This window comes from Salinisphaera sp. LB1 (assembly GCF_003177035.1).
Classification (GTDB): Bacteria; Pseudomonadota; Gammaproteobacteria; order Nevskiales; family Salinisphaeraceae; genus Salinisphaera.
Map to the genome: position 1 here is coordinate 168,089 of NZ_CP029488.1, position 24,448 is coordinate 192,536.

23 protein-coding genes are annotated in these 24,448 nt (G+C 65.5%); 15 read left to right on the forward strand and 8 right to left on the reverse strand.

Annotated elements, in window-relative coordinates; all coding sequences use genetic code 11:
• Positions 1 to 105 precede the first annotated feature (105 nt).
• Together ilvD and SALB1_RS00720 are read right to left on the reverse strand one after the other, a co-directional pair.
• Positions 106 to 1,818: a dihydroxy-acid dehydratase gene (gene ilvD, locus SALB1_RS00715; RefSeq protein WP_109992109.1), complete on the reverse strand. Its 1,713-nt coding sequence runs from the start codon at positions 1,816 to 1,818 to the stop codon at positions 106 to 108.
• A gap of 113 nt (positions 1,819 to 1,931) precedes the next feature.
• Entirely contained in the window at positions 1,932 to 2,567 is a 636-nt protein-coding gene (locus tag SALB1_RS00720) for a peroxiredoxin (protein WP_109992110.1), read from the reverse strand.
• Between the two features lie 145 nt (positions 2,568 to 2,712).
• Here SALB1_RS00720 and cutA point away from each other — a divergent pair, with 145 nt between their 5' ends.
• The 8 genes from cutA to SALB1_RS00760 all read left to right on the forward strand — a co-directional run bounded on the left by cutA (position 2,713) and on the right by SALB1_RS00760 (position 9,569).
• Complete coding sequence (gene cutA / locus SALB1_RS00725) at positions 2,713 to 3,045, forward strand: divalent-cation tolerance protein CutA (RefSeq protein WP_109992111.1); 333 nt, start codon at positions 2,713 to 2,715, stop codon at positions 3,043 to 3,045.
• 26 nt (positions 3,046 to 3,071) lie between these two features.
• Complete coding sequence (locus tag SALB1_RS00730; protein WP_179950695.1) at positions 3,072 to 3,464, forward strand: thioredoxin fold domain-containing protein; 393 nt, start codon at positions 3,072 to 3,074, stop codon at positions 3,462 to 3,464.
• Positions 3,465 to 3,879: 415 nt separating this feature from the next.
• Positions 3,880 to 4,359, forward strand: a complete 480-nt coding sequence (accB, locus tag SALB1_RS00735) for an acetyl-CoA carboxylase biotin carboxyl carrier protein (protein WP_109992113.1) — start codon at positions 3,880 to 3,882, stop codon at positions 4,357 to 4,359.
• Between the two features lie 121 nt (positions 4,360 to 4,480).
• On the forward strand, positions 4,481 to 5,836 hold the full coding sequence (gene accC, locus SALB1_RS00740) for an acetyl-CoA carboxylase biotin carboxylase subunit (protein WP_109992114.1): 1,356 nt from the start codon (positions 4,481 to 4,483) through the stop codon (positions 5,834 to 5,836).
• A gap of 8 nt (positions 5,837 to 5,844) precedes the next feature.
• A complete protein-coding gene (gene prmA, locus SALB1_RS00745; RefSeq protein WP_158590561.1) occupies positions 5,845 to 6,744 on the forward strand; it encodes a 50S ribosomal protein L11 methyltransferase in 900 nt (299 codons plus the stop codon).
• Positions 6,745 to 6,810: 66 nt separating this feature from the next.
• The gene (gene fis / locus SALB1_RS00750; RefSeq protein ID WP_109995203.1) at positions 6,811 to 7,074 is read left to right on the forward strand and encodes a DNA-binding transcriptional regulator Fis; all 264 of its coding nucleotides are present in this window, start codon (positions 6,811 to 6,813) and stop codon (positions 7,072 to 7,074) included.
• A gap of 72 nt (positions 7,075 to 7,146) precedes the next feature.
• The gene (gene purH, locus SALB1_RS00755) at positions 7,147 to 8,742 is read left to right on the forward strand and encodes a bifunctional phosphoribosylaminoimidazolecarboxamide formyltransferase/IMP cyclohydrolase (RefSeq protein ID WP_109992116.1); all 1,596 of its coding nucleotides are present in this window, start codon (positions 7,147 to 7,149) and stop codon (positions 8,740 to 8,742) included.
• A gap of 83 nt (positions 8,743 to 8,825) precedes the next feature.
• Complete coding sequence (locus SALB1_RS00760) at positions 8,826 to 9,569, forward strand: SDR family oxidoreductase (RefSeq protein WP_109992117.1); 744 nt, start codon at positions 8,826 to 8,828, stop codon at positions 9,567 to 9,569.
• A gap of 105 nt (positions 9,570 to 9,674) precedes the next feature.
• Here SALB1_RS00760 and SALB1_RS00765 read toward each other — a convergent pair whose 3' ends face one another.
• A complete protein-coding gene (locus tag SALB1_RS00765; RefSeq protein ID WP_109995204.1) occupies positions 9,675 to 10,727 on the reverse strand; it encodes an Ldh family oxidoreductase in 1,053 nt (350 codons plus the stop codon).
• A 151-nt stretch (positions 10,728 to 10,878) separates the two neighbouring features.
• On the opposite strand from SALB1_RS00765, the gene SALB1_RS00770 reads away from it, so the two are divergent.
• Positions 10,879 to 12,414, forward strand: a complete 1,536-nt coding sequence (locus tag SALB1_RS00770) for a UxaA family hydrolase (RefSeq protein ID WP_109992118.1) — start codon at positions 10,879 to 10,881, stop codon at positions 12,412 to 12,414.
• A gap of 21 nt (positions 12,415 to 12,435) precedes the next feature.
• Here the strand turns inward: SALB1_RS00770 and nanR are convergent, their stop codons facing one another.
• The gene (gene nanR, locus SALB1_RS00775) at positions 12,436 to 13,152 is read right to left on the reverse strand and encodes a transcriptional regulator NanR (RefSeq protein WP_109992119.1); all 717 of its coding nucleotides are present in this window, start codon (positions 13,150 to 13,152) and stop codon (positions 12,436 to 12,438) included.
• Between the two features lie 367 nt (positions 13,153 to 13,519).
• Here nanR and SALB1_RS00780 point away from each other — a divergent pair, with 367 nt between their 5' ends.
• The 5 genes from SALB1_RS00780 to SALB1_RS00800 all read left to right on the forward strand — a co-directional run bounded on the left by SALB1_RS00780 (position 13,520) and on the right by SALB1_RS00800 (position 19,155).
• Positions 13,520 to 14,614, forward strand: a complete 1,095-nt coding sequence (locus SALB1_RS00780; protein WP_109992120.1) for a sugar ABC transporter substrate-binding protein — start codon at positions 13,520 to 13,522, stop codon at positions 14,612 to 14,614.
• Between the two features lie 82 nt (positions 14,615 to 14,696).
• Positions 14,697 to 16,286 carry a sugar ABC transporter ATP-binding protein gene (locus SALB1_RS00785; RefSeq protein WP_109992121.1) on the forward strand — a complete coding sequence of 530 codons (1,590 nt, stop codon included), beginning with the start codon at positions 14,697 to 14,699 and terminating at the stop codon, positions 16,284 to 16,286.
• A complete protein-coding gene (locus SALB1_RS00790; RefSeq protein ID WP_109992122.1) occupies positions 16,283 to 17,242 on the forward strand; it encodes an ABC transporter permease in 960 nt (319 codons plus the stop codon). Before SALB1_RS00785 ends, SALB1_RS00790 begins: the two co-directional genes overlap by 4 nt.
• An 8-nt stretch (positions 17,243 to 17,250) precedes the next feature.
• Complete coding sequence (locus SALB1_RS00795; RefSeq protein ID WP_109992123.1) at positions 17,251 to 18,225, forward strand: ABC transporter permease; 975 nt, start codon at positions 17,251 to 17,253, stop codon at positions 18,223 to 18,225.
• A 21-nt stretch (positions 18,226 to 18,246) separates the two neighbouring features.
• Positions 18,247 to 19,155 carry an SMP-30/gluconolactonase/LRE family protein gene (locus SALB1_RS00800; RefSeq protein ID WP_109992124.1) on the forward strand — a complete coding sequence of 303 codons (909 nt, stop codon included), beginning with the start codon at positions 18,247 to 18,249 and terminating at the stop codon, positions 19,153 to 19,155.
• A 12-nt stretch (positions 19,156 to 19,167) separates the two neighbouring features.
• On the opposite strand, the gene SALB1_RS00805 is transcribed toward SALB1_RS00800, so the two are convergent.
• From SALB1_RS00805 to gatC, 4 genes are all read right to left on the reverse strand, one after another.
• The gene (locus SALB1_RS00805; RefSeq protein WP_109992125.1) at positions 19,168 to 19,581 is read right to left on the reverse strand and encodes a secondary thiamine-phosphate synthase enzyme YjbQ; all 414 of its coding nucleotides are present in this window, start codon (positions 19,579 to 19,581) and stop codon (positions 19,168 to 19,170) included.
• A 254-nt stretch (positions 19,582 to 19,835) separates the two neighbouring features.
• Positions 19,836 to 21,293 carry an Asp-tRNA(Asn)/Glu-tRNA(Gln) amidotransferase subunit GatB gene (gatB, locus tag SALB1_RS00810; RefSeq protein WP_109992126.1) on the reverse strand — a complete coding sequence of 486 codons (1,458 nt, stop codon included), beginning with the start codon at positions 21,291 to 21,293 and terminating at the stop codon, positions 19,836 to 19,838.
• Positions 21,294 to 21,305: 12 nt separating this feature from the next.
• Positions 21,306 to 22,748 carry an Asp-tRNA(Asn)/Glu-tRNA(Gln) amidotransferase subunit GatA gene (gene gatA, locus SALB1_RS00815; protein ID WP_179950721.1) on the reverse strand — a complete coding sequence of 481 codons (1,443 nt, stop codon included), beginning with the start codon at positions 22,746 to 22,748 and terminating at the stop codon, positions 21,306 to 21,308.
• On the reverse strand, positions 22,748 to 23,035 hold the full coding sequence (gatC, locus tag SALB1_RS00820) for an Asp-tRNA(Asn)/Glu-tRNA(Gln) amidotransferase subunit GatC (protein ID WP_109992128.1): 288 nt from the start codon (positions 23,033 to 23,035) through the stop codon (positions 22,748 to 22,750). Before gatC ends, gatA begins: the two co-directional genes overlap by 1 nt.
• Before the next feature lie 290 nt (positions 23,036 to 23,325).
• Here gatC and SALB1_RS00825 point away from each other — a divergent pair, with 290 nt between their 5' ends.
• On the forward strand, positions 23,326 to 24,366 hold the full coding sequence (locus SALB1_RS00825) for a rod shape-determining protein (protein WP_109992129.1): 1,041 nt from the start codon (positions 23,326 to 23,328) through the stop codon (positions 24,364 to 24,366).
• The last annotated feature ends 82 nt before the right edge of the window (positions 24,367 to 24,448 follow it).

The following is a 24,448-nucleotide window of genomic DNA, read 5'->3' on the forward strand; positions in this document are numbered from 1 at the left end:
AGGGTTCACGCGGATTTTTGCTGAAAAACGCCCGGTTACGGGCCGGGCGCCCTGCTTTGCGCGCCATCAAATAGCCGCGCCCGAGGCTTCGGGCGCGGCGGCGCGTTATTCCTCGAACGGCTCGTCGGTGACCGCGCCTTTCGCCGCACTGCCGACCAGACGCATGTATTTGGCCAGCACCCCGCGGCTGGCCTTGGGCGGCCGCGGTACCCAGGCCGCGCGACGACGCTGCAGTTCCTCGTCGTCGACCTCGAGATGCAGCTTGCGCTCGCGCGCATCGATGACGATCGTGTCGCCCTCTTCGATCAGGGCAATGCCGCCGCCGACAGCCGCCTCCGGGGCGACATGGCCCACCACCATGCCATAGGTACCGCCGGAGAATCGGCCATCGGTGATCAGGCCGACTTTCTCGCCCAGGCCACGACCGATAAGCGCCGACGTGGGTGACAGCATCTCGCGCATGCCCGGCCCACCCTTCGGGCCCTCGTAGCGAATCACGACCACATCGCCGGCCACGATCGATTCGTCGAGGATGGCCGCCATGGCCTCTTCCTCCGAATCGAACACCCGCGCCGGCCCGGTGATCGCCGGCTTCTTGAGGCCGGTGATCTTGGCCACCGCGCCTTCCTCGGCGAGGTTGCCGCGCAGAATCGCCAGATGGCCGGATTCATAGAGCGCCTGATCCATCGGCAGGATCACTTTCTGATAGGTCGGCGGCTGGTCCGGCACATCGGCCAGCGTTTCGGCGAGTGTGGCGCCGGTGATGGTCAGGGTATCGCCGTGCAGCAGCCCGGCATTGAGCAGCATCTTCATCACCTGGGGAATGCCGCCCGCGCCGTGCAGCTGCGTGACCACGAATCGACCGGAGGGCTTGAGGTCACAGAACACCGGCACCTTTGCCCGGATACGCTCGAAATCGTCCAGCGACAGGTCGACCTCGGCCGCCTGGGCGATGGCCAGCAGGTGCAGCACGGCGTTGGTCGATCCACCCACGGCCATCATCAAGGTGATCGCGTTCTCGAACGCCTTCTTCGTGAGCAGATCACGCGGTCTGATGTCCTGCTCGATCGCCCGGATCAGCACGCGCGCGGATTCGGCCGCGCTGTCGGCCTTCTCGGCGTCCTCGGCCGCCATGGTCGAGGAATACGGCAGGCTCATGCCCATCGCCTCGAATGCCGAGGACATGCTGTTGGCGGTATACATGCCGCCGCAGGAACCGGCGCCCGGACAGGCGTTGCACTCCACCTGATACAGGCGTTGTTCGTCGATCTGACCGGCCGCGTACTGACCCACCGCCTCGAACGCCGACACCAGGTTAAGATCCTCGCCGTCGAGATGGCCCGGCTTGATCGTGCCGCCATAGACGAAGATGGCCGGCACGTTCATGCGCGCGATGCCGATCATCGCGCCCGGCATGTTCTTGTCGCAGCCGCCGATCGCCATGACGCCGTCCATGGCCTCGGCCTGGACCGCGGTCTCGACCGCATCGGCGATCACTTCGCGCGAAACCAGCGAATACTTCATGCCGGGCGTGCCCATCGAGATGCCGTCGGACACGGTGACCGTGCCGAACATCTGCGATTTGGCGCCGCCGGTTTCCAGTGCCTCCTCGGCGCGACCGGCGAGCGTATTCAGACCCATGTTGCAGGGCGTGATGGTGGAGTAGCCGTTGGCAATGCCGACGATGGGCTTGTTGAAGTCCTCATCGGTGTAACCCATCGCGCGCAGCATCGCGCGGTTGGGCGCACGCGACGTGCCCTGGGTGATGACCTGGCTGCGGCGGGGCTTCGGTTGGGGCTGGTTGTCGTCGACGGCCATGGGAATTCGCGGCTGTTGAATGGCCGATCATTATGCAGCCGTGCTGCGACCGCGCACAAAAAAAACGGCGCCCGAAGACGCCGTTTTCGCTTACGCGGCATGGTGCGGCTCGATCAACGATTGGGCTGCTTGGTCATGCGCAGGTAAGGCTTGAGCTCATTCCAGCCGTCCGGGAAGTGCTTCTTCGCTTCCTCGTTCGACAACGCCGGCGAGATGATCACGTCGTCGCCGTTCTGCCAGTCGGCCGGCGTGGTGACCTTGTAATTGTCGGTCAGCTGCAGCGAATCGATCACGCGCAGGATCTCGGCGAAATTGCGGCCGGCGCTCTTCGGATAGGTCAGCGTCATCCGGATCTTCTTGTTCGGATCGATCACGAACACACTGCGCACCGTCGATGTGTCGCCTTCGTTCGGATGAATCATGTCGTATAGCTCGGCCACCTTGCGATCGGTATCGCCGATGATCGGGAAGGTCGGCGCACAGCCCTGGGTTTCCTCGATGTCCTTCGACCAGGCCTTGTGATCCTCGACCGAATCGACCGACACGACAATCGGCTTGGCGTTGCGCTTGGCAAACTCATCGGACAGCTTGGCCGTGGCCCCGATCTCGGTGGTGCACACCGGCGTGAAATCCGCCGGATGCGACATCAGCACGCCCCAGCTGTCGCCGAGCCAGGCGTGGAAATCGATCTCGCCTTCGGTGGTATCCGCTGTGAAATTCGGCGCGGTATCGCCCAGTCTCAAACCCATGACATTCTCCTTCGATTGCGTCGATGCGAGTGTAGCAGCGGCAACGGCGCATGGCCCCGCTGCATCGAACGCGGTCGTCGACCCCGTTCGATGCGTGGTATATGGTCACGAACCCACGCCGGTACAAGATCACGGAATCAATGCCATGAACGACGCCGCCGACCACGAGCCACGTGTGGTTTACGTCACCACGCCCGACGTCGAGACCGCCCGCGCCATCGCGGCCGCGCTGATCGAGCATCACGAGGCCGCCTGCGTGAACATCGTATCCGGCGTGGAATCGGTGTATCGCTGGCAGGGCCGGGTCGAGATCGACGCCGAATGGCTTCTGGTGATCAAGACCCGGGCCGGGCGGCTGGCGGCGATCGATGCACGTCTGGCCGAACTGCATCCGGACGATGTGCCCGAGCGCATCGCGTTGCCGATCGTCGATGGCGCGCCCGCCTACATGAGCTGGCTGATCGAACAGACCCACTGATGCCGGGCGCTCATTCGGCGCCCGCCATGCAGGCGCTGCTTGTCGGCGCAATCCCGCTCGCCGGACTGGCGGCGCATGTCGCGCGCGTCGATAACTCGCCGCTGGTGGGCGCCCCCGCCATGGCCGATTTCTATGCCGACTGGTGCGTGGACTGTGCACGCATGAAACGCACCGTGTTCGCCGAGGCCCGCGTGCGGCGGGCCCGGTCACGGGTCACTGCGATCGAGTTCGATGTCACCGCCTACCACACCGGGCAACAGCGCCTGATGCAGCGGCTGAACGTTTTCGGGCCACCCACACTGTTGCTCTATCCCGCATCGGCTGAAAACGAGAGGCCCCGGCAGCGCCTGCTCGGCGCCGTCGATACCGCCACTGTTTTGCATGCGCTCGACAAGATCGCAGCGAAACCCAGCACCTGAGTGTCCCAACCCACGGCCACCGGGTCGCGGGGGCCTGCCTGTCGCCCCCGCTGGCGATTCGGCGCCGAAAAACCGATATCTTGCCGCGATTCGGCGCGGAGACCGACTCTTGACCCCAGCCTGCCGCGATCACCCGGCATCGAGCGCCGACAACACGCCCCGGGTCGCGAACGCGCTTGGGCGGCGCTGGGAACGGCCGAGATGATGCCGTGCAAAATGCCCGAACGTCGGCGATTATCCGACAATACGGCGGCGAACGGCGGCGATCGACCTTGCGCTAGTTGTGCCACGCCCTGCCATGCGGCACACTTTGCTCCCAGACACACGCGGGAACGCGCACGGCAGCCGTTTTGCGTCGCAGCCGGGTCGTTGGCCCGACCGGCTCGCCGCGCCGACAGGAGCGAATCGACACGCCATGGATATCCGAAAACTGAAGAAACTCATCGAGCTGGTCGAGGATTCCGGCATCGCCGAGTTGGAGATCACCGAAGGTGAGGAATCGGTCCGCATCGGCCGTTACCCACCGGCCGGCAGTCAGCCGAGCGCCCCACCGCCGGCGTATGCGGCCGCCCCGCCGCCGGCCGCCGCACCGGCCACGGATGCCGCGCCCGCTAGCGGCGCGAGCGCGTCGGCCGGCGGCGGCGGCGAAGCTGTAGCAGAGGGTCATATCATCCGTTCGCCGATGGTCGGTACCTTCTACCGCGCGCCGGCACCGGATGCCAAATCCTTCGTCGAAGTCGGCGACCACATCGGCCCGAACGATACCGTATGCATCATCGAAGCCATGAAAATGCTCAACCAGATCGAGGCCGAGACTTCCGGCACCGTCAGCGAGATCCTGGTCGAAAACGGTCAGCCGGTCGAATACGATCAGCCGTTGTTCGTGATCAAATGATCACGCGGGGCGGCGCGCTGTTGATGCGCCGCGCGCGAGCAAACGGCCACGCCCACCACATCATCGCGTCGGCGCCGGGTCGCAGCCCGATCCGCGCGACGACCTGACCCGAGGTTCACTCATGCTGGACAAGGTTCTCATCGCCAACCGCGGCGAAATCGCGCTGCGTATCCTGCGCGCCTGTCGCCAGCTCGGTATTCCCGTGATCGCGGCCTATTCCACGGCCGACCGCGACCAGAAGCACGTGCTGCTGGCCGAGGAAGCGGTCTGCATCGGCCCGCCGTCGGCCACGGCCAGTTACCTGAACATGGCCGTGCTCATGAGCACGGCCGAGGTCGCGGGCGCGTCCGCGATTCATCCGGGCTACGGTTTTCTATCGGAAAACGCCGATTTTGCCGAGTCCGTCGAGCAATCCGGCTTCACCTTCATCGGCCCGCGAGCCGAAACCATTCGTCTGATGGGCGACAAGACATCCGCCATCCAGGAAATGATGGCGGCCGGGGTGCCCTGCGTGCCCGGTTCGGGCAAACCGCTTACTGCCGACGACGTCGAGAACCGCGAGATCGCCGATCGCATCGGCTACCCGGTGATCATCAAGGCCGTGGGCGGCGGCGGCGGCCGCGGCATGCACGTGGTCTACGAGCCGGACGACCTGGCCGGCGCGGTCGACATGGCGCGGCGCGAGGCCGCCAGCGCCTTCGGCAATCCGCAGGTCTACATGGAGAAGTACCTGGAGCTGCCGCGCCACGTCGAGGTTCAGGTGTTGTGCGACACACACGGCAACGCGATCCATCTGGGCGAGCGCGACTGTTCGCCGCAACGTCGCCACCAGAAGGTGATCGAGGAGTCGCCGGCACCGGGCATCACGCCCGAGCAACGCGAGCATATCGGCAGCCTGTGCGTGGAGGCCTGCAAGCGCATCGGCTATCGCGGCGCGGGCACGTTCGAATTCCTGTACGAAAACGGCGAGTTCCATTTCATCGAAATGAACACGCGTATCCAGGTCGAGCATCCGGTCACCGAAATGGTCACCGGTGTGGATCTGGTCGCCGAACAGTTGCGTGTAGCCGCCGGCGAGAAGCTGCGCTACACCCAGGACGATATCGTCATGCGCGGACACGCGATCGAGTGTCGCGTCAACGCCGAGCACCCGGAAACATTCGCCCCCTCGCCCGGCAAGATCACGCAGTACCATGCGCCCGGCGGGCCCGGCATCCGCATGGACAGCCACATGTACGCCGGCTATACCGTGCCGCCCTACTACGACTCGCTGATCGGCAAGCTGATCGCCCATGGCGATACGCGCGACGCGGCGCGCGCGCGCATGGACATGGCGCTGTCCGAGATGGTGGTGGACGGCATCCATACCAATCTCGCCCTGCACGAATGGATCATCAACGATCCGGATTTCGCGGCCGGCGGTGTGTCCATCCACTGGCTGGAAAAGAAGATCCGCGAACGACTGGGCAAGGTCTGAGGCGCGAGATGGCAATCGCCTGGCTTCAGATCACCGCGACCACCCATCGCACGCAACTCGCAGAGGCCGTCTTCGAGCGCTTCGGCGCCGAGGCGATCACCGAGCTCGATGCCGGCGACGAGCTGACCGTGGAGGAAACACCGAACAGCCAGCCCGCGTTCCAGCGCGCGCGCGTGGTCGGCCTGTTCCCCCAGGACACCCCGGCCGAACCCATCGTGGCGGCGCTCGGCGAGGCGCTGGGCGACGACGCAGCGATCGAAACCGACACACTCGACAACCAGGACTGGGCCAGCGCCTGGCTGGCCGAGCACCCGCCCCTGGTTTTCGGCGAACGCCTGTGGATCGCGCCGCACAGCGCGGCGGTCGATGCCGACGAGGACGCCGTCGTGGTCCGGCTCGACCCGGGGCTGGCCTTCGGCACGGGGACGCATCCCACGACCCGCCTGTGCCTGCATTGGCTTGCCCACCAGGACCTGGCGGGCAAACGGGTGATCGATTACGGCTGCGGCTCCGGTATTCTCGCGATCGCCGCGGCACGCCTCGGCGCGACTGAAGTGGTTGCGGTCGACATCGACGACCAGGCACTACGGGCAACGCGCGAGAACGCGATCCGCAACGCGGTATCAGACCGTATTGCAACCCCGCCCATAGCCGCGATCGAAGGCGAGCCGTTCGATATCGTGCTCGCCAACATCCTGGCCAAGCCGCTGATCCAACTGGCCCCGACGCTGACAGCGCTGGCCGCCCCCGGCGCGCCGGTCGTGCTGGCCGGCCTGCTGGAGCGCCAGATCGAGGACGTCCGGGCCGCCTATGAAGCGAGCTTCACGTTCGCGCAACCGGCACTGGAAGACGGCTGGGCAAGGCTGGTCGGGCAGCGCGCTGTCGCCGTACCCCGACACCACCGATAGTCGCCTTTTGCTGGCGGCCGATTGCCGTTATAGTTTCGCGCTGTTCCCACCAGGCTGATGACCCGGATGCGCCATTCCGACGCCGACGATGACAACGCACAGCCGCTGAGTCACTACGTCGGGGCGAGCCTCGACCGTTATCTCGAGTCGCTCAACGGCAGTGCGCCGCCCACGGATCTCTATCGCATGGTGCTCGAGCAGGTGGAGCGCCCGTTGCTTGAACGGGTGCTGGACTACAACCGCGGCAACCAGTCCCGGGCCGCCGCCATGCTCGGCCTCAATCGCGGCACCCTGCGCAAGAAACTGCGCAGTTACAATATCGATCAATAATCCGCCTCGCGGCGCGCCTCGTCCGACGACCCGCGCCGCGGGTTTTTTTGTTTGCCACCATCTCGCCACGCCATGACTTCGACCCCCTCCGTCGCCCCCATCCGCCGCGCACTGATCAGCGTCTCCGACAAGACCGGCGTGGCGGATTTCGCCCGCGCGCTGGTCGACAATCACGGCGTGGAAATCCTGTCGACCGGGGGCACCGCGCGCATGCTGCGCGAAGCCGGCGTGATGGTGACCGATGTCGCCACCCATACCGGCGCACCGGAGATCATGGACGGCCGCGTCAAGACGCTGCACCCGAAGATTCACGGCGGCATCCTGGGTCGGCGCGGCACCGACGACACCGTGATGACGGAACAGGGCATCGCGCCGATCGATCTGGTCGTGGTCAATCTGTATCCGTTCGAGCAGACCATCGCCAAGCCCGGCACCGACCGCGCCACCGCGATCGAGACCATCGATATCGGCGGGCCGGCCATGCTGCGTGCCGCGGCGAAGAATCACGCCGATGTCACGCTGGTGGTCGACGGCGCCGATTATGCCGCCGTACTCGACGATCTGGCCGCGCATGGGGGCACGCTCGAGGCGACCCGGCAACGCCTCGCGGCCAAGGGGTTCGCCCATACCGCGGCCTACGATCGCGCCATCGCGGCCTATCTGGCCGGCGAGGATCAGCCGGCCAGTACGAGCCCTTCGGAGGCCCTGCCCACACGCTACGCGCCGGTCTACAACAAACGTGCCGATCTGCGCTACGGCGAGAATCCACACCAGCGCGCCGCGCTCTATGCCGACGGCCGGCGTACCGAAGCAAGCCTGGTCGACGCCCGCATTGCCCAGGGCAAGCCGCTGTCCTACAACAACCTGGCCGATGCCGACGCCGCGCTGGCCTGCGTCAAGGCCTTCGATCAGGCGCCGGCCTGCGTGATCGTCAAGCACGCCAACCCCTGCGGCGTGGCCGTAGCGCCCGATCTGACGTCCGCCTATCGACGCGCCTTCGCCACCGATCCGGTCTCCTCCTTCGGCGGCATCATCGCATTCAACGCCGAACTCGACGCCGATACCGCCGATGCGATCACCTCCAACCAGTTCGCCGAGGTGATTCTGGCCCCCGCGATCACGGAACAGGCACTGGCAGTGTTCGCTCGCAAGAAAAACCTGCGGGTGTTGGTCACCGGGCCCTGGCGAAAAACCGACAATGCCGGTCTCGCCATCAAGCAGATCGCCGGCGGCCTGCTGGTGCAGGACAACGACGACCAACTGCTCGATCGCCGCCAGCTCAAGGCCGTGACCCGGATTGAGCCGACCGGCGAACAGCTGCAGGACCTGTTGTTCGCCTGGCGCGTTGCGAAATACGTCAAGTCCAATGCGATCGTCTATGCCCGCGACGGGGCGACCGTGGGCGTGGGCGCGGGCCAGATGAGCCGCGTGGATTCGGCCCGCATCGCGCGCCAGAAGGCAGCCGACGCCCAACTGGACATCGCCGGTTCGGTGATGGCGTCGGACGCCTTCTTCCCGTTCCGCGACGGAATCGACGCAGCGGCCGAGGCCGCCGTGGCCGCCGTGATCCAGCCGGGCGGCTCGATTCGCGACGAGGAAGTCATCGCCGCCGCCGACGATGCAGGCATCGCCATGCTGTTCACCGGCATGCGGCATTTCCGCCACTGACCTCGGCCCAAGCGGTCGCGCATTCGCGGCCGTGGGTGCGATACGCTGGAGATCAGTTCGCAACAGCCATCGCAGAGACGCATATGACAACGAAGATCGCGCTGGTCACCGGCGCAGGACACGGCATCGGCCGCGCCTGCGCCATCGCACTCGACGCGGCGGGTTTCGAACTGGTGCTGACCGGCCGGCGCCAGGCGCCACTGGCCGAAGTCGCCGCCGAGCTGAGCGGCGACCCGCTGATCGTACCCAGCGACGTGGCCGATTCGACATCGGTGGACGCCCTGTTCGAACAGATCGAACGGCGCTTCGGGCGGCTTGACCTGTTGTTCAACAACGCCGGACGCAACATACCCGCCACCGAATTCGGCGATATCGACGAGGCCGACTGGCGCGCCCTGGTCGACGTGAACCTGACCGGTTCGTTTCTGTGCGCCCGCGCCGCTTATCGCCTGATGAAGCGACAGGCGCCCACCGGCGGCCGCATCATCAACAACGGCTCGATCTCCGCGCATGTGCCGCGCCCCGGCTCGGCGCCCTACACCGCGACCAAGCACGCCATCACCGGCCTGACCCGGTCGATCAACCTCGACGGCCGGGCGCACGCCATCACCTGCGGCCAGATCGATATCGGCAATGCCGCCAGCGACATGACCGAAGCCATGCAAGAAGGCGTGCCACAGGCCGATGGCCGGCTGGCGGCCGAACCGGTGATGGCTGTGGACAACGTCGCCCGAGCGGTCTGCTTCATGGCCGAACTGCCCCCCGAGGCCAACGTGCCGTTCATGACGATCATGGCCAACGGCATGCCCTACATGGGCCGCGGCTGAATCGCGGCGCCGGTCACCCGGCTCGGAGCGCGCGATCATACCTGCCCTGTGACGCCGCGGCCGGTGTCACCCTCGGCTCGATCCTCAACCGTGCACGCTGACCGCTCAGTTCACGGACGGCATCGAAGGCGGTTCGATGCCGAGCTGCGTGGACCGGTCCCGGATCTCGGCAGCAAGCCCCGGCTCGATCGGGATGCCCGAGCGCAGCCGCCTGCGCTCGGTACGATATTCGGGGTCGCCCGGCGCCATGACCTCGGTGCCCGGCCGGGATGGCATCGCGCGGGCTTCGGCAGCCATGCGCGCCACTTCATCGGCCAGCGTCTCGCCGCCGAAAAAGCGGCGCGGATCGACGGCGATCATCAGCGAACCGAGATTGCGACGTGCGTCGAGGTCGTCGTACATGGGGGTGATATGCGGGCCGAACGCCATGCCATTGAGCAGGCCGCACAGCACATCAATCATGAATCCGAGCGCGTAGCCCTTGTGCCCGGCAAACGGCAGCAAGGCGGAGGCGGCCTCGGAATCTGTCGTCATCTCGCCATCGGCGTCGATCGCCACGTCCGGCGGCAACGCCTCGCCGTCACGACGGGCGTTCATGACCCGGTTGAAAGGAATGGTGCTGGTTGCGGTGTCCAGACAGATTGGCTGGCCTTGCGCACTCGGCACGGCAATACAGATCGGATTCGTGCCCAGGAATGCCCGGCGCCCGTTATGCGGCGCAACGAAGGCATCGGAATGGGTGAAGGCGATCCCGATCATGCCACGAGCGGTGGCCTGCCGGCCGTACAGGCCGATCGCGCCGCAATGGCTGGAGTGATAACAGCCCACCACACCAGCCCCGGCCTGTTCGGCGCACTGAATCGCCTGGTCCATGGCGAAATCACAGACCACCATGCCCAACCCGTGACCACCATCGAGCGAAGCCGTCGCCGGGCCGGTCCGTTCCATCTTCAGCTCGGGCCGCGCCTCGATCGAGCCCCGCGCCAGGCGTTGGAGATAGTGCGGCAATCGTGCGATACCGTGGGTATCGATGCCCCAGAGGCTGGTCTGTACCAGACAGCGCGCGACCAACTCGGCGTCACGCTCGCCGAGTGACTGACGGCGCAAGGCCGCAGCAGTCCAGCGACGCAGCGCCGGGGCTGCAACCGTCGTATTCATGGAAACGGTTTCATGGCGCATCGTGAGTCTGCGTCGATCAAATACGAATCCGACCATAGCGCTTTTGAGTACGCGTTGGTATAACAGCTATACCTAAGTTTTAGACGCGCTTGCGCGGTCCGGGACAACAGACCTGAGGAGAGGACACGCCATGTCCGCAGCCATCGCCAGTGACAGCCCGACGATTCAACTCCATGCCGACGACAACGTCGCGATTGCGCGCAACGCGATCACGGCCGGTGAAACGCTGGACGTCGCGGGCGTGACCGCGGTCTCGAACATCGCGGCCGGCCACAAGATCGCCACGCGTGCGATCGCTGCGTACCAGCCGGTGCTGCGCTACGGCCAGATCATCGGTTTCGCCTCTTGCGCGATCGAGGCCGGCGAGCATGTGCACATGCACAATCTGGCCATGGGCGACATCAGCCCCGATTATGCGTTCTGTCAGGATGCCCGGCCGACCCGCTTCGTCGATCCGCCGGCGACCTTCGCCGGCTACCGTCGCCCCGATGGCCGCGCCGGCACGCGCAACTATATCGCGATCGTATCCAGCGTGAACTGCTCGGCGACCGCCGCCCGGCATATCGCCGACGGATTTCGATTCTCCGGCGAACTGGACGACTATCCCGACGTGGATGGCGTCATCGCGCTTACCCATCAGGGCGGCTGTGGCATGGCGGACTCGGGCGAAGGCTTCGAAACGCTCAAGCGCACGCTGCAGGGCTATGCCGACCACCCCAATGTGGCCGCCGTGCTGTTTCTGGGGCTGGGCTGTGAGGTGATGCAGGTCGGCGGGCTGCAGCGCATCGACGGGCTGCGCGCAATCAAGCCGGTGCGGTCGATGACGATCCAGGCCACCGGCGGCACCCGCCAGACCATCGAGCGCGCGACCGCGCTGATCCGTGAGCTGCTGCCCGAGATCAACCAGGCCGAGCGCGAACCCATTCCGGCCTCCGAGTTGTGTGTTGCGCTGCAGTGCGGCGGTTCGGACAGCTATTCCGGGATCACGGCCAACCCGGCGCTCGGCTATGCGGTCGACCGGCTGGTGGAAAACGGCGGCACGGCCATCCTGTCGGAGACGCCCGAAATCTACGGTGCCGAGCATCTGCTCACCCGCCGCGCTGTATCCCCGGAAGTGGCCGAGAAGCTGCTCGCCCGTATTCGTTGGTGGGAAGCCTATACCCGCCGCGAAGGCGCGGAAATGAACAACAACCCCTCGCCCGGCAACAAGGCCGGCGGCATCACCACCATTCTCGAGAAATCGCTGGGTGCGGTTGCCAAGGGCGGCACCACGAACCTGGTGGACGTTTACGAATACGCCGAACGTGTCACCGCCAAGGGCTTCGTCTACATGGACACGCCGGGCTACGATCCGGTGGCGGCCACCGGACAGATCGCGGGCGGGGCGAATCTGGTCTGTTTCACCACCGGTCGCGGCTCGGCCTTCGGCGCCAAGCCCTCGCCCTCGATCAAGCTCGCCACCACCACGACGCTCTACGAACAGCAGAGCGAAGACATGGATCTCAACTGCGGCACCCTGGCCACAGGCGACGAGACGCTGGCCGAATGCGGCGAGCGCATCTTCGCGCGAATGCTCGCGGTGGCGTCGGGCGAGCTGAGCAAGAGCGAGGCATTCGGCTACGGCGACAACGAATTCGTGCCCTGGCAACTGGGCGCGACCATGTAAGACCGCCGGCTTGGCGCGGCGCTATTCCCGTTCGCCAGCCCGCATGCGTCGATAAACGCCGTAGTGCTGGTCGAGATGTTCGCGCATCGCCCGATCCGCCGCCTCGGGAGCACCACGCGCGACCGCCTCGAATATCCGTTCGTGCGCGGCCAGTGCAATGCGGTCCTGGCCAGGCTGTTCCAGGGCCACCGCGCGACGGTCATCCAGCCACTGCGCCATGGCGTCGTGGACCGCGGTGTAGACAGGGTTATCCGGAATACCCGACAGGACGCGATGAAACGCGATATCCGTGCGCTTGAACTCGGCCTCGTCGCCGATCGCCGCCGCGTTGTCGGCCAGTGCGGCGCGGAGTGCCTCGATATCCGCCGAGCCGGCCCGGGCCGCCGCTTGACGGGCCATGGCCGCCTCGAACAGGGCGCGCGCTTCCTGGAAATGATGCTGACCGTCGACATTCGACAACAGATGCCCCATCACGCCCGACAAGCCATCCAGCACCACCGCGGGCGTGGGCCGAATGACCCGGGCCCGTGAGCCGCTGGCCAGCGCGACCAGGCCCATTTTCTCCAGCGAGAACAACGCTTCCCTGATCGTCGGGCGGCCGACGCCGAACTGCGCCATGAGCGTACGTTCCGACGGCAGACGATCCCCGGGTTTGAAATGCTCGGCGACGATATCGTGCTCGAGCTGGCGAATGACCTGGTCGGAGAGTTTCGTGCGTTCGATCTGATATCGAGCCATGGCATTCGATCCGAGAGGCGGTCAGCGCGCGACCGCCGTGGGGTAGCTGGATGGGCGCGCTGATGCCGTCAGCGGGTGCACGAACCATCCGGCCGTGGCCCGCGCGGGCTTCAGGTGGCGTCCGGGCAGGACGCCACTCTGCCGTGGCCCGGTTGCGGGCACAACTCGCCCCGCTGGCCCGGCGCGGAAGGCCGGCGTCAAGGTTCGTCGATCCCATCTTCGACCAAAGCGTATGTTGCTCATACGTCGGCGCGCTGTTAGACATAACGTGACTGGTATAACAGGCTGACCGCGGGCGGCAAAATGCCTTGGTCTCGGTCGCGCCAGTCGGACAACAACAGACTCGGCATCTCGGAGGAGACACGAAATGAAACGCAGGGAACTTCTCGTACAGGCCGCCGGCGGCCTCGGTTCGGCCATGCTGCTCGGCGCGCTGCCGTCGATGGCCTGGGCCGACAACTCGGCCTGCTACAAGGCCTGGAGCGGCAGCACCCAGACGTTTTCCTGGCCGCATACCAAGAAGCCTCCCTATCGGATCGCGCTCAGCAATTCGTACATCGGCAACGAATGGCGCGCGGAGATGGCGACGATCGCGAAAATGTACGCCAACCGTCCCGAGGTCAAGAAGCTGATCAAGGATTTCAAGATCTCCAGCGCCGGCAATGACGTCAACGCCCAGATCGCCCAGATCAACCAGATGATCCTGAGCGGCGTGGACGCCATCGTGCTCGATGCCGCCAGCCCCACCGGGCTGAACTCGACCATCGAAAAAGCCGCCAGCGCGGGCGTTCTGGTGGTGTCCTTCGACAACGTGGTGACCACCGACAAGGCGATCACGATCAATCAGGACCAGTTCGACATGGGTAAGCGCTGGGCCGATTTCGTGATCAAGCACACCGGCGGCAAGGGCCATGTGCTCGTGGTTCGCGGCGTGGCCGGCACCTTCGTCGATCAACAGCGCTACAAGGGCGGCAAGTCGGTGTTCGACAAGCATCCCGGCATCAAGACCACCGAGGTCTACGGCAACTGGGACAACGGTACCGCCCAGAAGGTCACCGCCAATGCGATCGCCTCCGGCGCCAAGTTCGACGCGATCTGGAGCGAAGGCGGCGACAGCGGCGTGGTTAATGCCTTCAAGCAGCATGGCCTGAAGATGCCGCCGATTGCCGGCGAGGCCGAGAACGGATTCCGGCTCGCGGCCGCCCGGGATGGTTTCCCCATGCTCTCGATCGGCCAGTCGGCCGGCCTGGTTGCGCTGTCGATGAAGGTCGCGCTCAGCGTACTCCAGGGTGAGAAGGTGCCGCAGTCGATCCAGTCGCCGCTGAATGTGGTGACCAACGACAACCTCGAGAAAGGCAAGAACTACTTCACCGGGATACCGGACAGTTTCTTCGACGGCGTGAGCGTGCCCGACTGCGGCCTGCACTTCGACGCCAAGAAGGTCTATCACGGCATCGGCTGATCCGGCGATTGCCTGTATAGCGGGCGGGGCCGGAGCGTCCCGCCCTTCGAGGCTTTTTGTGTAACCGACTGTGAGCGCCCCCATGGCCGATTCATCCGGACCCGGTGCGTCCCAGGACGCGCCGGCCCTCGAAGCGAGCGGCATCGCCAAGCACTTCGCCGGCACCATCGCCCTCGACGACGCCGACTTCAGCTGTCGGCGCGGCGAAGTCCATGTGCTGCTCGGCGCCAACGGCGCCGGTAAGAGCACCCTGGTCAAGATCCTGTGCGGCGTGCAGCCGCCCGACGCCGGCACGATTCGTCTGTCCGGCGAGCCGGTGCAGCTCCGCAACCCGATCCGGGCTGCCGAACTCGGGGTGGCCGCGGTATTCCAGGAGCTGTCGCTGGCGCCGCATCTGACCGTGGCCGAAAACATCATGCTCGCGCACGAGCCGACCGGGCCGCTCGGCCAGATTCGGGGCCGCGAACTGCGGCGTCGGGTGACCCAGCTGTTCGAACAGATCGGCATCGATCACATCAAGCCCAATACGCTGACCGGGCGGCTGACGCTGGCCGATCAGCAACTCGTCGAGATCACCAAGGCCCTGTCGCACGACCCGAAGACACTGATCGTCGACGAAGGCACCTCGGCGCTCGGTAGGGAAGAAGTCCGGCGATTATTCGATCTGCTGGGCCGGCTGCGTGAACACGGCACGGCGATCATATTCATCTCGCACCGGATGGCCGAAGTCCGCGAGATCGCCGACCGGCTGACCGTGTTTCGCAACGGCACCAACGTTGGCACGGTCGATGCCGCAGACATGGACGAGAGCCACCTGGTGGAGCTGATGCTCGGCGAACGCATCGAGCAGTCTTTTCCCGACCGGGCGCCGCAGCCGGCCGACAACGACCCCCTGCTCGAGGTGTCGCAGCTGAGTGCCGGCGAGCTGCTCCACGACATCAGTTTTCAGCTGCGCCGCGGTGAGGTACTGGGCGTGGCCGGCCTCGAGGGCCAGGGCCAGGGCGACCTGCTGCTGGCGCTGTTCGGCATGGTGCGGCGGCTGTCCGGCGAAGTGCGGGTGGCCGGCAAACCGGTGCATCTGGGTTCGCCCTGGAAGGCGATCCGGGCCGGATTCGCGCTGATCCCGGAAGACCGCAAGACCCAGGGGCTGCTGCAGCCACAGTCGCTGCGCGAGAACATCGTACTCGCCAGCTTGAAGCGGTTGAGCCGCGGCGGCCTGATCGACCGCGCGCGCGAGCGTCGTACCGCCGAGGAAGGCATGCAGCGCATGGAGATCAAGGCCGCCAGCATGGAAACGCCGGTGGCCGCCCTGTCCGGCGGCAACCAGCAGAAGGTGGTGATCGCCAAATGGCTGGAGACCGGTGGCGATATCTTTCTGTTCTACGACCCGACCCGCGGCGTGGATGTCGGCACCAAGCGCGCCTTCTATGAACTGATCGGCGAACTGGCGCAGGCCGGCAAGGCGGTCCTGCTCTACAGCACCGAATTGTCCGAACTGGTCGGCGTCTGTCATCGCGTACTGGTCATGAACGACTGCCGCATCGCCGAGACGCTGGAAGGCGCGGACATTACCGAAAACGCCATCCTCGCCGCCTCGCTGGGCGTACGGGAGCGCGCCGGCGCCAACGCCGAGTCCGCCGCCGACCATCGGAACACCGGAGCCGCCTCGTGATCGTCGAACGCTATTACAGCTCCCTGACCGCCATCATCGGCCTCGTACTGCTGGCCATCCTGTTCGCCTATATCCAGCCCATGATCCTGTCGCCATTCGGCGTGAACATGTCGGTCAATCAGGGCACCACGCTGGCGCTGGCCGCCCTGGCCCAGCTCCTGGTGGTGCTGACCGGCGGTGTGGATCTGTCGGTCGGCGCGATGGTGGGGCTGACCAATGCGATCGCGGCGACCTACATGGGCACCAACCCGGCGATCGCCACCGCGGTGCTCATTGGCACCCTGTTCGCCGGCACCCTGGCCGGATTCGTCAATGGGGTGATCGTCGCCTACGGGCGTATCCAGCCCATCATCGTCACCCTGGCCACGCTCTACATCTACACCGGGGTCGGGCTGCTGGTCCGCCCGCAGCCGGGCGGGACGGTGCCCGGCGGCTTCGCCAACGCGCTGACCGGCTCCTGGGGCTATCTACCCTATGCGCTGATCTTTCTACTCGGGGTCGTCGGCCTCGCCTGGGTGCCGCTGATGCGCTCGCGGCTCGGCCGTGCGATCAAGGCCATCGGCGACAACCGCAACGGGGCGCGCGTATCCGGCATCTCGGTCGCCCGCACCGAGCTCTGGGCCTATACCGCCGGCGGCTTCTTCGCGGCCTGTGCCGGCATCTTCCTGACTGCCCAGACCACGTCCGGCGATCCGACCATCGGCACCAGCTATACCCTGAACTCGGTGGCCGCCGTGGTGTTCGGCGGCGCGGTGCTCGGCGGCGGCCGCGGCGTCGCCCTCGGCCCGATCTGCGGCGCTTACTTTCTGTCGCTGCTGATCAGCGTGCTGTTCGCCAGCGGCGTATCGCCCTTCTATCAGAACCTGCTGCAGGGCGCGATCCTCGTGATCGTGCTGGCGACGGCCAATGTCTGGCGGCTGCGCACGCGGCACTGGCTCAACGTGATGTCCAATTAGTGTCCGATATGAACAACGCATCCGAATCCAAACGCGCCGTGGCCCTGCCGTCCTGGCTGTTCCAGGGCGTGACGATCTCCTACATCCTGCTGATCGCGCTGTTCGCGCTCGCCGCGGCGATCAATCCGCACTATGCCTCCTGGGACAACATCCGCAACCTGCTGCAGATCGGCGCCTTCATCGGCGTGATCGCGGTCGGCCAGACGCTGGTCATCATCACCGGTCAGATCGACCTGTCAGTGCCCTGGAATCTGACCTTCTCGGCGATCCTGATGGCCACCCTGCTCAGTCACGGCACCAGCACGCCGGTCGCCATCGCCGCCGCGCTGGCCTCGGGCACGCTGGTCGGTATGTTCAACTCGATCGGCACGGCAATCTTCCGTATCCATTCGCTGGTCTGGACGCTGGGCACGAATGCGCTCATGCAGGGCGCCACGCTGGTCTATACCCATGCCCAGCCGCCCAAGGTGGATGTGCCGCCGTTCATACGGGCCCTCGGCGCCGGCAACCTGTGGGGCATCCCGGTGCCGCTCCTGGTGTGGATCGTGGCCGCGATATTCGCGCTGGTGGTACTGCACCGGACACGCTTCGGCCGCTATCTGTATGCCATCGGCAACAACGAGTCGGCTCTGTTCCTGTCCGGTGTGGACAGCCGCAAGGTCTATCTCGGCGCCTACGCCATCTCCGGCTTCTGTGCCGCGCTCGCCGGCATCATGCTTACCGGCTATTCATCGCAAACCTATCTCGGCATGGGCAGCGGCTATCTGCTGGTGCCGGTGGCCGCGGTGATCATCGGCGGCACCAACATCATGGGCGGTTCCGGCGGCTATCTGGGCTCGATCTCCGGCGCGATGATCGTGGTGCTGCTGCAATCGGTGCTGTCGACCGTGCAGATCCAGGAAGCCGGCAAGAACATCATCTTCGGCTCGATCATCATCATCCTGCTGCTGCTCTATGGCCGCGAGAAACTCAGCACCCACTGACCCAACCGAGGACATCGAGCGATGGGCGATACAGTCGAATATCTCGATCCGCGTTTCTACGATCTGACCCAGCCCAATGCACGGCTCGAGCGGCTGCATACCGGCGCGCTCTGGTGCGAGGGCCCGGTCTATATCGCCGACGCGGATATCGTTCTCTGGAGCGATATTCCCAACGACCGGATCCTGCGCTGGACACCGGCCGGCGATGTCGGCGTGTTCCGCCAGCCGAGCCGGCATGCCAATGGCCATACCCGCGACCGTCAGGGTCGACTGATCAGCTGCGAGCACGGCGGCCGACAGGTCACCCGCACCGAGCCCGACGGGCGCACCACGGTTCTGGCCGACCGCTATGACGGCGGCCGCCTCAACTCACCCAACGATGTAGTCGTGGCTGCGGACGACAGCATCTGGTTCACCGACCCGCCGTACGGCATCCTGAGCGACTACGAAGGCCACAAGGCCGAATCGGAACAAGCCGGCTGTTTCGTCTTCCGGCTCGATCCGAAATCGGGCGAACTGACGGTCGTCGCCGACGATTTCGTACGCCCGAACGGGCTGGCTTTTTCACCGGACGAACGCACGCTCTATATTTCGGATACATCCCGCTCGCATGACCCGAACGGTCATCATCACATTCGCGCCTTCGACGTGATCGATGGCCGGCGACTGGAGAATTCGCGCGTGTTCGCGGTGATCGAGCCGGGTGTGTCCGACGGCTTTCGCGTGGATACCGACGGCAACATCTGGACCAGCGCGGGCGACGGCGTGCAGTGCTTTGCGCCGGATGGCACGCTGCTCGGCAAGATCCACGTTCCCGAGACCGTGTCCAACCTGACATTCGGCGGCCCGCGCCGCAATCGATTGTTCATCACCGCCAGTCGTTCGCTGTACGCGATCTACGTGGCCCAGAACGGCGCGCAGTGGCCGTGAAACAGCCGTCGGCTAGCCGGCCGAGGTGAGCGTGACAACGACCTGACGCGAATGCCGCGAACTGCGGTGTTCGTAGAGATAGATGCCCTGCCAGGTGCCGAGGTTCAGCCGACCGCCGGTGATCGGCACGGTGACGTCCATGCCGGTGAGGATCGAGCGGATATGGCCGGGCATGTCGTCCGGGCCTTCCATGGTGTGCACGTACATCGGATCGCCGTCCGGCACGGCGCGACGCATCCAGGTCTCGACGTCTTCGCGCACGGTGGAATCGGCATTCTCGCAGATCATCAGGCTGGCCGAGGTGTGCTTGATGAACACATGCGCCAGCCCGGTCTCGATGCCCGCCTCGCTCACCACGGCGTCCACGTCGCGCGTGATGTCCCGCGTCGAACGGCCGGGCGTGTCGTAGGTCAGTGTCTGTTGCATGGTTTCAAGGCACTCCAGAGTACTGCGCTAGAGGCTAACGCGCCCGGCAAATCCTGTCTGCCGGATCGACGCTATGATCCCCGCGCAGAAAATGTCGCTAAGACTGCAATTTCTGTAAGACAAGTCCGCAAATGAACGCCGAAAACGCAAATGAAATCATAATTTTTAGATATGAACTTCGTTGACCCAACCGCTTCGTTCAATACCCTGTTTTATTTGCGCTCATTCGCGTTCATTTACGGACGACAATACAACTAGGCCATCGCGTTGAGCTTCTCGACCATCATCTGGTTGACTTCCTTGGGATTGGCCTTGCCCTTGGAGGCTTTCATCACCTGGCCGACCAGAAAGCCCACGACCTTGGTCTTGCCGTCGAGATACTGCTGGACCTGATCCGGGTTGTTGGCGATTGCTTCATCGACGAACGACTCGATGGCGCCGGTGTCGGTGATCTGCTTCAGCCCCTTGGCTTCGATGATTGCGTCGGCGGATTCGCCCTCGCCTGCCACCAGGGCGTCGAACACCTGCTTGGCGATCTTGCCGGAGATGGTGTTGTCGTCGACGCGCGCGATCAGCCCGCCGAGTTGGGCCGCGCTCACGGGCGCCTCGCCGATCGACAGGCCGTCGCGGTTCAGCACACCCGCCAGTTCGGTGCTGATCCAGTTGGACGCGGGCTTACCGAGCTTGGCTTTGTCCGAACCGGCGGCGGCAACGGTCGCCTCGAAATAATCGGCCCAGACGCGCGAGGCGGTGAGCGCGGCCGCATCGGCCGTGGACAGCCTGTATTCCGCTTCGAAGCGTTCAGCCTTGGCGCCCGGCAACTCGGGCATATCGGCACGCACCGTTTCGATGAACGCCGCGTCGATGGCCACCGGCAGCAGGTCCGGATCGGGGAAGTAGCGATAGTCGTGGGCTTCTTCCTTCGAGCGCATCGAGCGCGTTTCGCCGGAATCCGGGTCGAACAGGCGGGTTTCCTGCACGATGGAGCCGCCGCCCTCGATCACGTCGATCTGGCGCTCGATCTCGAACTCGATCGCTTTTTCCAGGAACCGGAAGGAGTTGACGTTCTTGGTTTCGGTGCGCGTACCGAATTCGGTCGAGCCGGCCGGGCGCACGGACACGTTCGCATCCACGCGGAACGAGCCTTCGGCCATATTGCCGTCGCAGATGCCGAGATAGGTCACCAGCGAATGCAGCTTGCGGGCATAGGCCGCGGCCTCGGCGGCGGTCGCCATTTCCGGCTCCGACACACACTCGACCAGCGGCGTGCCCGCGCGATTCAGATCGATGCCGGTAGCGCGATCGAACGCATCGTGCAGCGACTTGCCGGCATCCTCTTCCAGATGCGCCCGGGTGATGCCAATGCGCTTGGTCGCGCCCTCACCCACCGTAATATCCAGATGCCCGCCCGCCACGATCGGCAGTTCGAACTGGCTGATCTGGTAGCCCTTGGGCAGATCGGGATAGAAATAATGCTTGCGCGCGAACACCGACCTGGGCGCGATATCGGCATCGATGGCCAGGCCGAACAGGGTCGCCATGCGGATGACCTGTTCGTTGATCACCGGCAGCACGCCGGGCATGGCCACGTCGACCGCGTTGGCCTGGGTGTTCGGCTCGGCCCCGTAGGCCGTGGGCGCGGTTGAGAAAATCTTGCTTTCGGTCGCGAGCTGGATATGCACTTCCAGCCCGATCACGGCTTCCCAGTTCATGGCTTGCCTTCCTTACTCGAAACCCGGCGGGCGGCGGGTGTGCCAGTCCGTGGCCTGCTGGTAGCTATGCGCGGCATTCAGCAACCGGCCCTCCTCGAACCAAGGCGCGATCAGCTGCAGCCCGACCGGCAGCCCGTTGACGAAGCCAGCCGGCACCGACATGCCGGGCACCCCGGCCAGACTGGCGGGCAGCGTGTAGACATCGTTCAGATACATCGCGACCGGATCGTCGGCCTTTTCGCCGATCGGGAAAGCCGGCGCCTGGGTCACCGGCGCGGCGATCAGATCCACCTTGGCGAAGGCATCGTGGAAGTCGCCCGCAATCAGCCGACGCGTCTTCTGTGCCTTCAGGTAATACGCATCGTAATAACCGGCCGACAGCACGTAGGCCCCCATCATGATGCGGCGCTGAACCTCGGGTCCGAAGCCCTCGGCTCTGGAGCGGGTATACAGATCGTCCAGATCGACCGGATCGGCACAGCGATAGCCATAGCGCACGCCGTCGAAGCGCGCCAGATTGGACGACGCCTCGGCCGGCGCGATCACGTAGTAGGTCGACACCGCGAGATCGGTATGCGGCATGTCGATTTCGACGACGTGGGCGCCGAGTGCCTCCAGTTCGCCGATCGCGGCCTCGATCACCGCACGGCTGCCGGCTTCCAGACCCTCGGCGAAATATTCACGCGGCAGGCCGATGGTCAGGCCGGCGATATCGCCGGTGAGCTGGCCGGCGTAATCCGGCACATCGCGCTCGACGCTGGTGGAATCGCGCGCGTCGAAGCCAGACATGGCGCCCAGCACATGCGCGCAATCCGCCGCCGAGCGGGCGAAACAGCCGCCCTGGTCGAGGCTGGAGGCGAACGCGATCATGCCGTAACGCGAAACCCGGCCGTAGGTCGGCTTGATGCCGGTCACGCCGCAGAACGCCGCCGGCTGGCGGATCGAGCCGCCGGTGTCGGTGCCGGTGGCCGCCGGCGCCAGCCCCGCGGCCACCGCGGCGGCCGAGCCGCCCGACGACCCGCCGGGCACGTAGTCGAGGTGCCACGGATTTTTCACCGCGCCGTAGAAACTGTTCTCGTTGGACGACCCCATGGCGAATTCGTCCATGTTCGCCTTGGCCAGCGTCACCGTGCCGGCGGCCTGCAACTTCTCGACCACGGTCGCGTCGTAAGGTGCGATGAAGTTGTCGAGCATGCGTGAGGCGCAGCTCGTCTTCACGCCGCGGGTACAGAAGATGTCCTTGTGGATAATCGGCAGGCCGGCCAGCGCGCCGGCGGCACGCGCATCAAGCGCCGTCGCGCATTCGCGGGCGGCGTCGTCGGTGCGCGTAATCAGCGCATTGAGCGTCTCGGCATGGGCATCGATCCGATCGAGATAGGCCTCGGCCATCTCCGCCGCGCTCAGCTCGCCGGCCGTGCGCGCCGCAATCAGTTCGGCGATGGAGCGTTCGTGGATCATTCGATCACCTTCGGCACGCGATACAGCCCTTCGGCGGTATCGGGCGCGATGGCCTGAAACGCGTCGCGATCGACCGTGGCCTGCGCCACGTCCGGGCGCAGGCGCGCGGTCAGATCGAGCGGGTGGGACATCGGCTCGACATTGTCGGTATCGGCGGCTTCCAGATGATCGACCACATCCAGTATGCTGGACAGTTGGGTCGCGTACTCGGCGATGGCGCCCTCATCCAGCCCCAGTCGGGCCAGGCGGGCAACCTTGCGCACGTCATCGGCGGTCAGGCTCACGGCGGTAATCTCGTCGTTTGGATTCGTTTACGGGCGCGGCGGCCGCGCGGCGGCAGAACGTAGCATAATAACGCTATCGGCGGTCACGGCTCATCCCGCCCCCACTTTTTCAGTGGGATATGACAGGTCGAGCGTTGCCGCGCCCGCGCGCCGTTGCTAGCATTGCGCACCTTTAGAGGGACCTTCGACCTGTTCGCGATCGCATCCGGGGCCGAAGGTAGTTTGCATCGACGCCCGTCGATGTCAGGTGCGCGCTACGCGCGTCATATTTGCTGTGCTCGGTGAGCCTCATGCTGGAAAACTTTCGCGGCCTGTTCGTCAACGATCTCTCGATCGATCTCGGGACGGCCAATACGCTGGTCTATGCGCGCGATCGGGGCATCGTGCTCAACGAGCCCTCGGTGGTGGCCGTGCGCACCGACGCCCGCGGCGGCAAGCGCATCGAGGCGGTCGGCACCGACGCCAAGCGCATGCTCGGGCGCACACCGGCGTACATCAGCACGATCCGGCCGCTGAAGGACGGCGTGATCGCCGACTTCACGGTCACCGAGAAGATGCTGCAGCACTTCATCCGCAAGGTGCACCGCAAGCGCTTCCTGCGGCCGATGACGCGCGTGCTGGTCTGTGTGCCCTACGGGTCGACCCAGGTCGAGCGCCGTGCCATCCGCGAGTCCGCATCCAATGCCGGCGCGCGGCGCGTGTACCTGGTCGATGAGCCCCTGGCCGCGGCCATCGGCGCCGGCATCCCGATCAGCGAGGCGCGCGGCTCGATGGTGCTCGACATCGGCGGCGGCACGTCGGAAGTCGCCGTCATCTCGCTCAACGGCATCGTCTATGCCGAATCCGTGCGCACCGGCGGCGACAAATTCGACGAGGCGATCGTCAATTACGTGCGCCGGCAATACAACATGCTGATCGGCGAAACCACCGCGGAATCCATCAAGCACCAGATCGGCACCGCCTTCCCCGGCCACGAGATCAAGGAGATCGAAGTGGTAGGCCGGCACATGTCGGCCGGCGTGCCGCGCAGTTTTACGCTCAACTCCAACGAAGTGCTGGATGCGCTGCAGGAGCCGCTGTCCAATATCGTGTCGGCGGTCAAGCTGGCGCTGGAATCCACGCCGCCGGAGCTGGGCTCGGACGTGGCCGAACGGGGCATCGTGCTGACCGGCGGCGGCGCACTGCTCGCCGATCTGGACAAGCTGCTGTCGGAGGAGACGGGCCTGCCGGTGATCGTCGCCGACGACCCGCTGACCTGCGTGGCCCGCGGCGGCGGCATCCTCCTCGAGATGATCGATCGCAAGTCGGGCGCACTGTTCGCACTCGAATAGTCGACGTTGCATGGCCTGCCCTGCGGGCCTAACTTGGTGCGATGCCGGATCGTCGGCTGTCGCCATATTCGCTCCCCCGGGA